Origin of the sequence: Huijunlia imazamoxiresistens (assembly GCF_037132455.1) — a bacterium.
Taxonomy (GTDB): Bacteria; Bacteroidota; Bacteroidia; order Chitinophagales; family Chitinophagaceae; genus Flavisolibacter; species Flavisolibacter imazamoxiresistens.
The window spans coordinates 310,464-323,630 of sequence record NZ_JBBBEI010000003.1 but is presented as its reverse complement, the minus strand read 5'-3'; the positions used below and the strand labels follow the sequence as shown (position 1 = coordinate 323,630).

At 56.0% G+C, this 13,167-nt stretch carries 13 protein-coding genes; 11 read left to right on the top strand and 2 right to left on the bottom strand.

The window, feature by feature from the left end; translation table 11 throughout:
- Positions 1-41: 41 nt before the first annotated feature.
- Positions 42-950: a sugar phosphate nucleotidyltransferase gene (locus V9K67_RS05165; RefSeq protein ID WP_336720557.1), complete on the top strand. Its 909-nt coding sequence runs from the start codon at positions 42-44 to the stop codon at positions 948-950.
- Between the two features lie 47 nt (positions 951-997).
- Here the strand turns inward: V9K67_RS05165 and V9K67_RS05160 are convergent, their stop codons facing one another.
- On the bottom strand, positions 998-2,098 hold the full coding sequence (locus V9K67_RS05160) for a S1C family serine protease (protein ID WP_336720556.1): 1,101 nt from the start codon (positions 2,096-2,098) through the stop codon (positions 998-1,000).
- A 15-nt stretch (positions 2,099-2,113) separates the two neighbouring features.
- Positions 2,114-2,665 (bottom strand): RNA polymerase sigma factor, encoded by a 552-nt coding sequence (locus tag V9K67_RS05155; RefSeq protein WP_336720554.1) that lies wholly within the window; start codon positions 2,663-2,665, stop codon positions 2,114-2,116.
- Between the two features lie 219 nt (positions 2,666-2,884).
- Here V9K67_RS05155 and V9K67_RS05150 point away from each other — a divergent pair, with 219 nt between their 5' ends.
- The 10 genes from V9K67_RS05150 (at position 2,885) to V9K67_RS05105 (ending at position 13,019) form a co-directional block, all read left to right on the top strand.
- Positions 2,885-3,094 carry a hypothetical protein gene (locus tag V9K67_RS05150; protein ID WP_336720553.1) on the top strand — a complete coding sequence of 70 codons (210 nt, stop codon included), beginning with the start codon at positions 2,885-2,887 and terminating at the stop codon, positions 3,092-3,094.
- Between the two features lie 179 nt (positions 3,095-3,273).
- Positions 3,274-4,947: a DEAD/DEAH box helicase gene (locus tag V9K67_RS05145; RefSeq protein ID WP_336720552.1), complete on the top strand. Its 1,674-nt coding sequence runs from the start codon at positions 3,274-3,276 to the stop codon at positions 4,945-4,947.
- Positions 4,948-5,131: 184 nt separating this feature from the next.
- Entirely contained in the window at positions 5,132-5,962 is an 831-nt protein-coding gene (locus V9K67_RS05140) for a prephenate dehydratase (protein WP_336720551.1), read from the top strand.
- A gap of 9 nt (positions 5,963-5,971) precedes the next feature.
- Positions 5,972-7,156 carry a pyridoxal phosphate-dependent aminotransferase gene (locus tag V9K67_RS05135; protein ID WP_336720550.1) on the top strand — a complete coding sequence of 395 codons (1,185 nt, stop codon included), beginning with the start codon at positions 5,972-5,974 and terminating at the stop codon, positions 7,154-7,156.
- Positions 7,153-7,995, top strand: coding sequence for a prephenate dehydrogenase (locus V9K67_RS05130; protein WP_336720548.1), 843 nt, complete (start codon positions 7,153-7,155; stop codon positions 7,993-7,995). The genes V9K67_RS05135 and V9K67_RS05130 overlap by 4 nt, the downstream gene beginning before the upstream one ends.
- A 118-nt stretch (positions 7,996-8,113) precedes the next feature.
- Positions 8,114-9,202, top strand: coding sequence for a chorismate mutase (locus V9K67_RS05125; RefSeq protein WP_336720546.1), 1,089 nt, complete (start codon positions 8,114-8,116; stop codon positions 9,200-9,202).
- A 1-nt stretch (position 9,203) separates the two neighbouring features.
- On the top strand, positions 9,204-10,214 hold the full coding sequence (gene aroB, locus V9K67_RS05120) for a 3-dehydroquinate synthase (protein ID WP_336720544.1): 1,011 nt from the start codon (positions 9,204-9,206) through the stop codon (positions 10,212-10,214).
- 96 nt (positions 10,215-10,310) lie between these two features.
- Positions 10,311-11,591 carry a 3-phosphoshikimate 1-carboxyvinyltransferase gene (gene aroA, locus V9K67_RS05115; RefSeq protein WP_336720543.1) on the top strand — a complete coding sequence of 427 codons (1,281 nt, stop codon included), beginning with the start codon at positions 10,311-10,313 and terminating at the stop codon, positions 11,589-11,591.
- 32 nt (positions 11,592-11,623) lie between these two features.
- Positions 11,624-12,625, top strand: a complete 1,002-nt coding sequence (locus tag V9K67_RS05110) for a chorismate synthase (RefSeq protein WP_336720542.1) — start codon at positions 11,624-11,626, stop codon at positions 12,623-12,625.
- Between the two features lie 97 nt (positions 12,626-12,722).
- Positions 12,723-13,019 carry a thiamine-binding protein gene (locus V9K67_RS05105; RefSeq protein ID WP_336720541.1) on the top strand — a complete coding sequence of 99 codons (297 nt, stop codon included), beginning with the start codon at positions 12,723-12,725 and terminating at the stop codon, positions 13,017-13,019.
- Positions 13,020-13,167: the final 148 nt, after the last annotated feature.

Below are 13,167 nucleotides of genomic sequence, written 5' to 3'. Positions count from 1 at the left end.
GGTGAAATCCTGTATTTTCGCTACCCAAATCAATTAACAGTATGAAGCCTACATTATTGATCATGGCCGCAGGTATGGCATCGCGGTACGGAAGCATGAAGCAGATCCAGCAGTTTGGCCCCGGCGGCGAAACGATCATGGACTATTCCATTTTCGATGCCATCCGGGCAGGTTTTGGAAAAGTGGTTTTTATCATCCGCAAGGATTTCGCCGAGGATTTTAAAAACATTTTTGAGCCGAAGCTGAAAGGAAAAATCGAAACCGAATACGTATACCAGCAACTGGAAGCCCACCTGGACGGCTACCCCGTTCCTGCCGACCGCACCAAGCCCTGGGGCACCTCGCACGCCATCCTGTGCGCCAAGGACACCGTGAAGGAACCTTTTGCAGTGATCAACGCCGATGATTTCTACGGCAGCGACGCCTTTGCCAAAGCCCACGACTTCCTGGTAAGCGAGTGCAACGACAGCACCTACGCCCTGGTAGGCTACGAACTGGGCAACACCCTTTCCACCTACGGCTCGGTAAGCCGCGGCGTGAGCGAAGTGGATGCCGACAACAACCTGGTGGCCATCAACGAACGCATTAAAGTGTATGCCGACAACGGCCAGATCGTTTATGAAGAAGCCGACGGTTCCAAGAACCCCATCGGCGACAGCTCCAAGGCGTCCATGAACTTCTGGTGTTTCTCGCCTTCGCTGTTTTCCTTCCTGGAGCAGGAGTTCAAAAAATTCCTGGCCGAGAACGGTACCAACCCCAAAGCCGAATTCCTGATCCCGCATTCCGTGGACCAGTTCATCAAGCAGGGCAAGGGTGTGGTGAAGGTGATCCCCACCGGTGCCAAGTGGTTTGGCGTTACCTACAAGGAAGATGCGCCCATCGTAAAAGAAAGCCTGAACGGGCTGGTGGAGCAGGGTGCTTATCCCGGCAGCCTCTGGAACAAGCAATAAATAAAAAAGCCCCCGCTGAACGGGGGCTTTTTTATTTATTGCTTGTATTAGTTCACTTTCACCATGTAGACGAAGTCGGCGATCTTCTTCACCTGCTGGGTGCGGTCGAGGCCGCGCAGCGAGGTGCCGTGGCTCACTTTCGGGCTGTGGCGGGACGTATCCCGGGCCAGCTTGCCGAGGGCGTCGTAGATAAAGCGCGACCGGATGGCAAAGACCACGCCATCGGCGCTGGTTTGCTTGCCGCTCAGCACGCCGATCACCTCGCCGTTGCGGTTCAGGATGGGACCGCCGCTGTTGCCGGGGTTGGCGGCAATGGCGATCTGGCAGGTCATGGTATCGCCGTTAAAGCCGGTCCTGGCCGACAGATACCCTTCGCCGTAAACAATGTCGTTGCGGGGGTAGCCCAGTGTAAATACCGGTTCGGCGATCTCCGTGCCGTTGCGGCGGATGCGGTAGGGCAGGGAAGAGGGCGCCTTGAAGGCGGTATCGTCGATTTTCAGGATCGCCAGGTCGCGGGGCACGTCCACCAGCACCACGCTGGCATGCAGGTCCTGCCCGTTGCTGTTCTGCACCACGATGTCGCGGGCATTTTCAATGACATGGGCGTTGGTCACCAGGAAGCCCTTGGTATCCACGATAAAGCCCGTTCCGCCGGTTTTATAAACGGCCGGCGGCACGTTCATCTGGTTTTTTACGTTGCGGATCTCTTTGTCCTGCACCCGGTTGTGGTGCTGGAGGACGTTGATCTGCCGGCTCAGCTCGCGGATCTCGCGGGCCGGTTTGTTGGGAGAGACGGCGGTCACCAGCATGCTGATGGCCATAGCCGTGATACCGGCGATGGAGGCCGCAATGGCCGTGGTGCGTTTATATTTATGGAACAGGAACAGCACCTTGGCCTTACCCCGGGGCTCGGTGGGTTTGAGGACGCCGGTTTCCACCAGGTCCATATGCACGTCATCGAGGGCCGCTTTGAAGTTTTTGGTGCCTTCAAAGCGGGCAAGCTGTTCCAGGAAAAAGCTGTTTTCCACCACAAGCTGGTCTATTTCGGGATTGGCCTGCCGCATCGCTTCGAACTCGGCCCGTTCCTGGGGGCTCAGTTCTCCGCTGAGGTAGCGTTCGACCATCTCCAGCATTTTTTGGTTGTCCATTGTCGTTCGGCGGTTTTATTTCTGGCTAAAAAATAATTTCTTCAAGCGCATCAGGCATTTATACTTCTGCGATTTGGCGTTTTCCGAATTGGTGTATCCAAACAGGGAGGCGATCTCCTGCATGGATTTTTTCTGCAGGTAAAAGGCTTCCAGCAGGCTCTTACAGGGTTCGCCCATGCTGTTCATGGCCTTTTCCATCTGGGTAAATTCGGCATTCTGCCGTTCGTGCTCCTCCATATCCACGCCCGTACTCACCAGTTCCTGCTCTGGGTCGTCGTACACCACGAAGCGTTGCTGGTGCATCAGGCGCTTCAACCAAAGGCGCCGGCAAACAGAATAAAGAAAGGTAGCGATCTGGCAGTTGAGTTCAAAGGATTCGGATCGTGCCTTTTCATATAAAACGATCATGGCTTCCTGGAAAATATCCTTGGCGTCGTCGGCCGTACCGTTGTTTTTGAGGATAAAGGCCTGCACCATCTTGTAGTTTTCTTTATAGATCGTTTCAATAGCCTTTCGGTCGTTCGCGGCCAAACCCCGGAGCAGGATCGCTTCTTTGTCTGCTTTCAATAGTTCCAATGTTTAATACAAAAATTTAAAAATAGTAACCCATCTACCCCCGAAAAAAAAAACTTTTAAAAAAGTGGGTGACCCCGGGTTACCTTTTTTCAATTGCGGCATTAACTCTTAAATCGGGGGTTGTAACGCTGAAAAACAAAAGGCGGGACAGGCACCGGAATAAAAAAGGTTTTTCAACATCGTTTTTAACAATTAATAAATATACAACACATGAAAAAGGTTTTTGCAATTATCGCTATCGCCGGTTCTTTAGTAGCTTGTAACAGCTCTTCTGATTCTGCTGCTACTCCCGACACTACTACTGTTGCTCCGGTTGATACCGCTTCTACTGTAGCTCCTGCTGACACAGCTTCTACTGTAGCTCCTGCTGATACCGCTTCTACTGTAGCTCCTGCTGACTCTGCAGCTGCTGCTCACTAAGCAATACGGCGCAGCTGATCCCGCCCCTTGCCGGCCCGGTCTGCTGTTTATAGGTTAACTTATTAAAAGGCAAGTCCCGCACGGGAACAAATTGGCTCCTTGTTTTCACAAGGAGCCTTTTCTTTAAAAAAATTGATGGTAACGTTTTTGTACAGCGTTACTTTTGTACAAATTTCATTATGAATAAATTCGCAGAGCTAGGTTTGAACGAACAGCTGATCAAAGCTATTGACGAACTCGGATTTACCCAACCTACTGCCATCCAGGAACAAGCCATCCCGGTCCTGCTGGCCGGCACCAAGGACCTGATCGGTCTGGCCCAGACCGGAACCGGAAAAACCGCAGCCTTTGGCTTGCCCCTCCTCCAACTCATCGACGAAAACGAACGATACCCGCAGGCCCTGGTCGTTTGCCCGACCCGGGAACTCTGCCTGCAGATTGTCAACGAGATCACCCTGTTTAAAAAGTTCCAGCCCGCGCTGAACGTGGTGGCCGTCTACGGCGGTGCCGCCATCGTCAACCAGATCCGGGAGATCAAAAGAGGCGTGCAGGTAGTGGTGGCCACCCCCGGCCGCCTGATCGACCTGATCGAGCGCAAGGCGATCAACCTGGAGCAGATCAAATACGTCGTGCTCGACGAGGCCGACGAAATGCTGAACATGGGCTTCAAGGAAGATATTGAGTTTATCCTGCAGAACACGCCCCAGCGCGACAGCACCTGGCTGTTCAGCGCCACCATGCCCCCGGAGATCCGCAGCGTGAGCAAGCGCTACATGCAGCAGCCCAAGGAAATCACCGTCGGCAAGGTCAATACCGGCAACAAGAACATCGACCACCAGTTTTACGTCACCACCGCCCAGCACCGCTACGAGACCCTCAAGCGCCTGATCGACTTCAACCCCGGCATGTACGGCATCATCTTTACCCGTACCAAGATCGACGCCCAGGAGATCGCCGAGCGGCTGACCCGCGAAGGCTACGACATCGAAGCCCTTCACGGCGACCTGACCCAGGCCCAGCGCGACAAGGTGATGAACGCCTTCCGCGACAAGGCACTGCAACTGCTGATCGCTACCGACGTGGCAGCCCGCGGCATCGACGTACAAGGCATCACCCATGTGATCAACTACGAGCTGCCCGACGACGTGGAAGTGTACACGCACCGCAGCGGCCGTACCGGCCGGGCCGGCAAAACCGGTGTCTGCCTGTCCATCGTGCACTCCCGCGAGCTGTTCCGCATCAAGCAGATCGAACGCATCGTGCAGATGCCGTTCCACAAGCTCGAAATCCCCTCGGGCAAGGACGTCTGCCGCAAGCAGTTCTATTATTTTATCGATAAAATGCTCAATGCCGACATCAGCCATGGCGATTACGAAACCTACATGCCTATGCTGCAGGAGAAGTTCGCCGACGTCAGCAAGGAAGAAGTACTGCAGCGCGTGGCGGCCCTCGAGTTCGACCGCTTCCTGAAGTATTACGAAAATTCCGAAGACCTGAACCTGCGCGACCGTGGCCGCGGCGAAGCCCGCGAACCCCGCGGCGTGGCCGGCGCCAAAGGCAAGGACGGCAAGAAGCGCGAATTCGGCGGCGGCGACAACTATACCCGCCTGTTTGTGAACCTGGGTACCAAGGACGGCTTCTACAAGGCTTCCTTCCTCCAGTTCATCCTCGATATGAGCGACCTGCGCAAGGACGTGCTCGGCCGGGTGGATATGAAGGAAATGAACAGCTGGATCGAGATCGAGCCGAACGCGGCCAACCAGATGATCAAGTCCATCGACGGCAAGAACTTCCACGGTCGCAAGATCCGGATGAACCCCGCCGACTCGGTGCAACGGAAAAAAAGTTACTAAGATTTTTTTTTACTGAACGTTTTGGCTACTTTTGCCCCCCCGCATGACAATTAACAAAGCATACTACTACTTTTATTTTTACTTCTTTAGCGAGAAGCCGGGATGCTTTTGTTGAAACGGAAATTAAAAGACGCAGAAACAAAATAGAAATCCCGGCAAAAGCCGGGATTTTGCTTTATATGCTATGGCCAAAAAAGTATCGATACAGGGTTTTGAAGGCAGCTTCCACCAGGTGGCGGCGCAGCAATTCTTCGGGAAAGACGTGGAAGTGATCACCTGCGCCACCTTCCGCGAGGTGGTGAAGATCGCGGCGAACAAAAAGGAAAGCGACGGCGGCGTGATGGCCATCGAGAATTCCATCGCCGGCAGCATTCTGCCCAACTACAACCTGCTGCAGAAGAGCAATCTCAAAATCGTCGGGGAGATCTACCTGCAGATCCGCCAGAACCTGCTGGTGAACCCGGGGGTGAAGCTCGAGGACATCCGCGAGGTGCATTCGCACTACATGGCCCTCCAGCAGTGCCTCGATTTTTTGGACAAGCACCACTGGAAGCTGGTGGAAACCGAGGATACCGCCCTGAGCGCCAAGCACGTACACAAAACCCGCAGCAAGCACATTGCGGCCATCGCCAGCCGGCTGGCGGCGGAGCTGTTCGAGCTCGAGGTCATCGCGCCCAACATCCACACCATGAAGAACAACTATACCCGCTTCCTGGTGGTGCTGCCCGAAGACATGGCCGAAGAGGTGGAGGACGCCAACAAGGCATCGGTGAATTTCCATACCGACCACTCCCGCGGCAGCCTCGCCCGCGTACTGACCGAGATTGCCGAAAGCGGTATCAACCTCAGCAAGCTTCAAAGCTTTCCCATCCCGGGCAGCGACTGGAAATATAATTTCCACGCCGACATGGAATTCGACTCGCTCGAGCAGTTCCAGAAGGCCATTGAAAAAATTAAACCCCTGACCGAAGAGGTGAGGGTGTACGGTGTATACAAAAAAGGTAAAACCATTTAAATCGTTCTGATGGAAGTAAAAGTTGCCCAACGGCTGAATGGAATTGGCGAATACTATTTCTCGCAAAAGCTGAAACAGATTGAGGAGCTCAATAAGGCCGGCGAACCCGTGATCAACCTGGGGATTGGCAGTCCCGACCTGCCGCCCCATCCGGAGGTGATCGGGATCCTGCAGGCCGAAGCCGCACGGCCCAACGTGCACGGCTACCAGGGCTACAAGGGCGTGGAAGCCCTGCGCACCGCCATCGCCTCCTGGTATGCCCGGTGGTACGGCGTCGAACTCAATCCCGGCACCGAGATCCTGCCCCTGATCGGCTCCAAGGAAGGCATCATGCACATCTGCATGACCTACCTCAACGAAGGCGACCAGGCCCTGATTCCCAATCCCGGCTATCCCACTTACCGCAGCGCGGTGCAACTGGCCGGCGGCCAATGCTTTGAATACGAACTGAAGGAAGAAAATAACTGGCTCATTGATTTCGACGCCCTGGAGCAGCAGTCCCTGAGCCGCGTGAAGCTGATGTGGGTGAACTACCCCCAGATGCCTACCGGCCAGCTGCCCACGAAAGAATTTTTCGAAAAGCTGGTCGCTTTTGGCAAAAAGCACAACATCCTCATCTGCCACGACAACCCCTACAGCTTTATCCTGAACGACCACCCCATGAGCCTGCTGTCCGTGGAAGGAGCGAAGGAAGTGGTGCTGGAGCTGAACTCGCTGAGCAAGTCGCAGAACATGGCCGGCTGGCGCGTAGGCTCGCTTTGCGGCGCCAAAGAACGGATCGACGAGGTGCTGCGCTTTAAAAGCAACATGGACAGCGGCATGTTCCTGCCCATGCAGCTGGCGGCAGCCAAGGCGCTGAGCCTCGACCAGGAATGGTACGACGGGGTGAACGCCGTGTATAAAAAAAGAAGGCGGAAGGCCTACGAGCTGCTCGACCTGCTGCAGTGCGCCTATTCCACCGACCAGGCCGGCATGTTCGTCTGGGCCAGGATCCCGGCCAACTACAAGAATGGTTTTGAGCTGAGCGACGAAGTGCTGTTCGGCGCCCGGGTGTTCATCACCCCCGGCGGCATCTTTGGTTCGGCCGGCGACGGCTACATCCGCGTCAGCCTCTGCAGCACCGAGGAACGCTTCGATACCTCCATCCAAAGAATTATCAAGCATCGAGAATTAAAAGGGGAAAAAGTACTATGACAGTCACCACCATTGTAGGCGTAGGCCTCATCGGCGGCTCGCTGGCCCTGGCCCTGAAGGAAAAAGGGCTGGCCCAAAAGGTCATCGGCGTGGAAGCCCATCCCGGCCACCAGCAGAAAGCCCTCGAGCTGGGGCTGGTGGACGAGATCCTCCCCCTGCAGGAAGCTATTGCACAGTCGGACCTGGTGGTGCTGGCCACCCCCGTAAACGCCGTGATGCAGCTGCTGCCCCTGGCGCTCGACTCTATCGGCAATGCCGTTATCATGGACGTGGGCTCTACCAAGGCGGGCATCCTCGACGTGGTCAGGTACCACCCGAACCGCAGCCGGTTCGTAGCCACCCATCCCATGTGGGGGACCGAATACAGTGGTCCCGAGGCCGCCGTGAAGCAGGCCTTTGTGCAGAAAGCCTGCGTCATCTGCAACCGCGAGGAAAGCGATCCCCAGGCCGTAGCCCTGGTAGAAGAGGTGTACCGCCGGCTGGGCATGCACCTGATCTACATGAACGGCGCCGCCCACGACGTGCACGTGGCCTATATCAGCCATATTTCGCACATCACCTCCTTTGCCCTGGCCAACACGGTCCTGGAAAAGGAAAAGGAAGAAGATGCCATCTTCGAGCTGGCGAGCGGCGGTTTTGAAAGCACCGTGCGGCTGGCCAAGAGCAACCCCCTGACCTGGGCGTCCATTTTCATGCAGAACCGCGACAACGTGCTGGACGTGCTCAACGAGCACATCAGCCAGCTGCGCAAGTTCAAGGCCTGCCTGGAAAAAGAGAACTATGCCTACCTGGAGGAGCTGATGGTGAATGCCAATAAAATAAGGAAAATCCTGAAGTGAAAAGCAAGTCGTAATATTGCATCTTTAAAATAGTGAGCGGGGACGGGCGCATGATCCCTACAAGGAGGTAGGGTCAATATAGCCAAGTCCGGTTTCCCTCACCCAAAAACAAACAAACATGTCAACAGAAACAAAGACAGTGGAAAACAAGGTTCAGACCGTTTGGAACAAACGCCCCCTGATCATTTCCGGCCCGTGCAGCGCCGAAACCGAAGAGCAAGTAGTGGAAACCGCCCAGCGCCTGGCCAAAACCGGCAAGGTGGACATGCTGCGTGCCGGCATCTGGAAGCCCCGCACCCGCCCCGGTTCCTTTGAAGGCGTCGGCACCAAGGGCCTGCCCTGGCTGCAACACGCCCGCAAGCTCACCGGCCTGCTGACCGCCGTGGAAGTGGCCACTGCCAAGCAAGTGGAAGACGCCCTGCACTTCGATGTGGACGTCCTGTGGCTCGGCGCCCGCACCACCGTGAACCCCTTCAGCGTACAAGAGATCGCCGATGCCCTGCGTGGCGTGAAGGTGCCCGTGCTGATCAAGAACCCCATCAACCCCGACCTGGAACTGTGGATCGGCGCTGTGGAGCGTGTGGCCAAAGCCGGCATCAACGACATCGGCCTGGTACACCGTGGTTTCTCTTCTTACGGCAATACCGAATACCGCAACGCGCCCATGTGGCACCTGGCCATTGAAATGAAGCGCCGCAACCCCGGCATGCCCATGATCAACGACCCCTCGCACATCTGCGGCCGCCGCGATATCCTGCAGGAAGTGGCCCAGAAAGCCATCGACCTCGACTACGACGGCCTGATCATTGAAAGCCATATCGACCCCGACAACGCCTGGAGCGACGCCAAGCAGCAGATCACTCCCGAGCGCCTGGGCGAAATGCTGGGCAACATCGTCTGGAGAAGAGAAGACGTTTCTTCCGAAGAATACCATGCCGCCCTGGAAAAACTCCGCAACCAGATCAACCACCTCGACGACGAGCTGATGCAGATCCTCGGTCAGCGCATGAAAGTGGCGGAGAAGATCGGCCAATATAAAAAAGACAACAACATTACCATCCTGCAAACCAACCGCTGGAACGAGATCCTGGAGCGTGCCTACGCCAAAGGGGAGAAGCTGGGGTTGAGCAAAGAGTTCATCACAAGGTATTTTGATGCTGTGCACCTGGAGAGCATTAATCATCAAACCAAAGTGCTGAATTCCTAAGATGCAGACCAAAAAATTCAATTTCAGCCGCCAGAGCGTAGACTATCATTTCGATGCTTCCCTGGGCGACCTGAAGGCTATTGCGCCCAAGCAGAAGACCATCGTCATCACCGACGAAAACGTTTTTGCCGCACACCAGAAAAAGCTCAAAGGCTGGCAGACCATCGTGCTGCCGCCCGGCGAGGCCCACAAGACCCAGGCCACCGTCAGCTCGGTCATCGAGCAACTGATCGGCCTGGGCGCCGACCGGCAGACCATGCTGGTCGGCCTGGGCGGCGGGGTGATCACCGACCTTACCGGTTACCTCGCTTCCACCTTTCTGCGCGGCGTGCCCTTTGGCTTCATCCCCTCCAGCCTGCTGGCGATGGTGGATGCTTCCATCGGCGGCAAGAACGGCGTGGACGTGGGTGTGTACAAGAACATGGTGGGCACCATCAACCAGCCCAGCTTTCTCCTGTACGATGTGAGCCTGTTAAAATCCCTGCCCGACGGGGAATGGCGCAATGGCTTTGCCGAGATCATCAAGCATGCCGCCATCAAGGATTCCTCCATGTTCCGCCAGCTGGAAGCGGCTTCGCTGAAGCATTACCAGAAAGGCAAGTCCGCCGTCCAGGACCTGATCAAGCGCAACGTGCTGATCAAAACCAAGGTGGTGCAGGCCGACGAGTTCGAAAAGAACGAGCGGCGCCTGCTGAACTTCGGTCATACCCTGGCGCATGCCATCGAAACGCAGTACAACCTGACGCATGGCGAAGCCGTGTCGATCGGGATGGTATTCGCGGCCGGCCTGTCCGAAGAGCTCCTGGGCTTCCGCCACCACAAGCGGGTGCGGCAGCTGATCGAGCGCTACGGCCTGCCCACCGAGCTGATGTTCGACCGGCAGAAGGTGTACGACGTGCTGCGCAGCGATAAGAAAAAGGAAGCCGACTTCATGAACTTTATCCTGCTGCAAAAGATCGGCAATTCTGTTATTGAAAAAATACCTTTAAAAACGTTGTTCAACTACCTGTAAGCTTTCCGTTCACAGGTTCACTTGTTCACAAGTTAATGGCCCCTGGCAGGAAGGGCTTCCCTTCCCGCCGGGGCCATTCAACATAAACTCATTCACATGAAAGCCATTCTGGTTCCTTCTCAGTTAAAAGGAAGCATTACCGCCCCGGCTTCTAAAAGCGCCATGCAGCGCGCCTGCGCTGCGGCCCTCGTACGCAAGGGCGAGACGGTGCTGCTGAACCCCGGTATCAGCAACGACGACAAGGCGGCCCTGAACATCATCAGCCAGCTGGGTGCCACCTACGAAGTGCAGGACGATAAAGTGATCATCCGTAGCCAGGGCGTTCAGCCCGTGTCGAACGTGATCGACTGCCACGAAAGCGGCCTCTCCATCCGCATGTTTACCTCCGTTGCCGCCCTGAGCAGCGAGACCATTACCGTAAAAGGTTCGGGCTCCCTGTCCAAGCGTCCCATGAACTTTTTTGACGAAGTGCTGCCCCAACTGGGTGTTTCCTGCAAGAGCCGGGGCGGCTACCTGCCGCTGGAGATCAAAGGACCCCTGCAGCCCAAAAACATTACCGTTGACGGTTCCCTTTCTTCCCAGTACCTCACCGGCCTGCTGTTTGCCTATGCCGCCGCCGACGCTTCGGACGTGAGCATCCGGGTAACCAACCTCAACAGCCGTCCCTACGTGGACCTTACCCTCCAGGTATTGAAATCCTTCGGGCTGAAAGTGCCGCAGAACCGCAACTACGAAGAATTTTATTTCGAAGCCGCTCCCGCCCAGGCTCCTCAGGCAGGGCCCCTGACCTACACGGTGGAAGGCGACTGGAGCAATGCCGCTTTCCTGTTGGTAGGCGGCGCCGTGGCCGGCGACCTGCAGCTGAAGGGCATGGACATGAACTCCGTGCAGGGCGACAAAGCCATCGTGGAAGTGTTGCTGAAGGCCAAGGCCGACCTGAAGAACGAAGGCGGCGTGATGACCATCAAACAATCGGACCTGCAGGGTTTTGAGTTTGATGCCACCGACTGCCCCGACCTGTTTCCGCCGCTGGTAGCCCTGGCGTCGCACAGCGCCGGTACTTCGCGCATCAAGGGCGTGCACCGCCTGACCCACAAGGAAAGCAACCGTGCCGCCACGCTGCAGGAGGAATTCGGCAAACTGAAAGTGCCGGTTTCTTTCGAAGACGACGTGATGGTCGTGGAAGGCAAAAAAGGACTGGTAGCCACCGAGGTTTCCTCGCACAACGACCACCGCATTGCCATGGCCACCGCCGTTGCCGGACTGCGTGCCGACAAGGAGCTGGTGATCACCGGCGCCGAAGCGGTGAACAAATCCTACCCGCAGTTCTGGGAAAACCTGAAAGCACTGGGTGCCCAGGTGCGTGTGGAAGGATAGACAACCTTATTGACAGACGTTAAATTAACAGCATGAATTCATTTGGCCGTTTCTTCCGGGTAAGCATCTTTGGCGAATCGCACGGGCCGGCTGTCGGCATCATCATCGACGGCGTTCCTGCAGGCATTGAGCTGACGGAAGAGGACTTCACTACCGATATCGAGCGCCGCAAAGGCGGTACGCAAAAAGGCACGACGCCCCGGCAGGAAGCCGATGCGCCGATTTTCAAAAGCGGCGTTTTTCGCAACAAGACCACCGGTGCCCCGCTGATGATCCTGTTCGAGAACAACAACACCCGCTCCGGCGATTACGAAAAGCAGCGTGCCTTCCCGCGCCCCGGCCATGCCGATTTTGTGGCCAGCAAGAAGTTTGGCGCCAACGAGGATTTCCGCGGTGGCGGTCACTTCAGCGGCCGCCTGACGGTTTGCCTGGTAGGCGCCGGCGTGGTGGCAAAGAAAGTGCTGCAAGGCATCAACGTTACGGCGAAGATCCTGGAAATAGGAGGGGAGACCGACCTGGAGAAAGGATTGCAGCGGGCCATCGATCAGAAAGATTCGGTGGGCGGCATCGTGGAATGTACGGTAACCGGCCTGCCCATTGGCCTGGGCGAACCCTTCTTCGACTCCGTGGAATCGGTGATCAGCCATGCGGCTTTTTCCATTCCGGCCGTAAAAGGCATTGAGTTCGGCAGTGGTTTTGCCGCCGCCAAAATGTTTGGCGTGGACCACAACGACGCCATCGTCGATGCCACGGGTAAAACGGAGACCAACCATGCCGGCGGTGTGGTGGGTGGTATTAGCAATGGCAACGACCTGGTGTTCCGGGTAGCCATCAAGCCCACTTCTTCCACGCCCAAGGAGCAGCAGTCGCTGAACTGGGAAACCGGTGAAGTGGAATCGTTTTCCATCAAGGGCCGCCACGACCTGTGCATCGCCCTGCGGGTGCCCCCGGTGCTGGAAGCCATCACCGCCCTTTCCCTGGCCGACCTGCTGCTGCTGGAGCAGAAGCAGCCGAGGGTGTTCAATGGGCAATAGGCAATTGGCAATAAGCAAAAAATAAATAAAAGTCCGAAACGGTTTTATGCCTTTCGGACTTTTACATTTTAAACGTCTTCATTTTATATTTCTTTTCATGCATTCTTATATCATCAACGCTTCTATTCAAATCGTTCCAATTGTTCAGGACAAGCATCCGTACGAATGGGTGGATGAGGCCATTGCCATTATTCAGCAGTCAGGAGTTCGTCACGAAGTGGGCCCGTTCGCCACGGTGCTCGAAGGCACCTATGCCGATGTGCTAAAAGTGATCGGTGACGTCAACGAATACCTGTATGCAAAAGGCTGCGCCGAATGGATCAGCAATATCCAGATACAGGTCCGCAGCAACGGCGACATCACCGGTGATGAAAAAACGGAAAAGTTCCGGTAAGAAATTACGGTAACGGCCAACTGTTGTAAAGCAACGTACTGCCTTAAGACTGTCATGTCGAACGCAGAGCCTGCCCCGCCTCAGCGGGGGAGACATCCCCTCGGTACCTGAAAAGTCTTTCTCCGGAAAAGGAAACCCCTCCTTCGAA

Bases quoted from the DNA above. Each gene is read 5' to 3' on its own strand.
- V9K67_RS05145 (WP_336720552.1), top strand. From the start codon at position 3,274: ATGAATAAATTCGCAGAGCTAGGTTTGAACGAACAGCTGATCAAAGCT.
- V9K67_RS05150 (WP_336720553.1), top strand. From the start codon at position 2,885: ATGAAAAAGGTTTTTGCAATTATCGCTATCGCCGGTTCTTTAGTAGCT.
- V9K67_RS05110 (WP_336720542.1), top strand. From the start codon at position 11,624: ATGAATTCATTTGGCCGTTTCTTCCGGGTAAGCATCTTTGGCGAATCG.
- V9K67_RS05105 (WP_336720541.1), top strand. From the start codon at position 12,723: ATGCATTCTTATATCATCAACGCTTCTATTCAAATCGTTCCAATTGTT.
- V9K67_RS05130 (WP_336720548.1), top strand. From the start codon at position 7,153: ATGACAGTCACCACCATTGTAGGCGTAGGCCTCATCGGCGGCTCGCTG.
- V9K67_RS05165 (WP_336720557.1), top strand. From the start codon at position 42: ATGAAGCCTACATTATTGATCATGGCCGCAGGTATGGCATCGCGGTAC.
- V9K67_RS05125 (WP_336720546.1), top strand. From the start codon at position 8,114: ATGTCAACAGAAACAAAGACAGTGGAAAACAAGGTTCAGACCGTTTGG.
- aroB (WP_336720544.1), top strand. From the start codon at position 9,204: ATGCAGACCAAAAAATTCAATTTCAGCCGCCAGAGCGTAGACTATCAT.
- V9K67_RS05140 (WP_336720551.1), top strand. From the start codon at position 5,132: ATGGCCAAAAAAGTATCGATACAGGGTTTTGAAGGCAGCTTCCACCAG.
- aroA (WP_336720543.1), top strand. From the start codon at position 10,311: ATGAAAGCCATTCTGGTTCCTTCTCAGTTAAAAGGAAGCATTACCGCC.
- V9K67_RS05160 (WP_336720556.1), bottom strand. From the start codon at position 2,098: ATGGACAACCAAAAAATGCTGGAGATGGTCGAACGCTACCTCAGCGGA.
- V9K67_RS05135 (WP_336720550.1), top strand. From the start codon at position 5,972: ATGGAAGTAAAAGTTGCCCAACGGCTGAATGGAATTGGCGAATACTAT.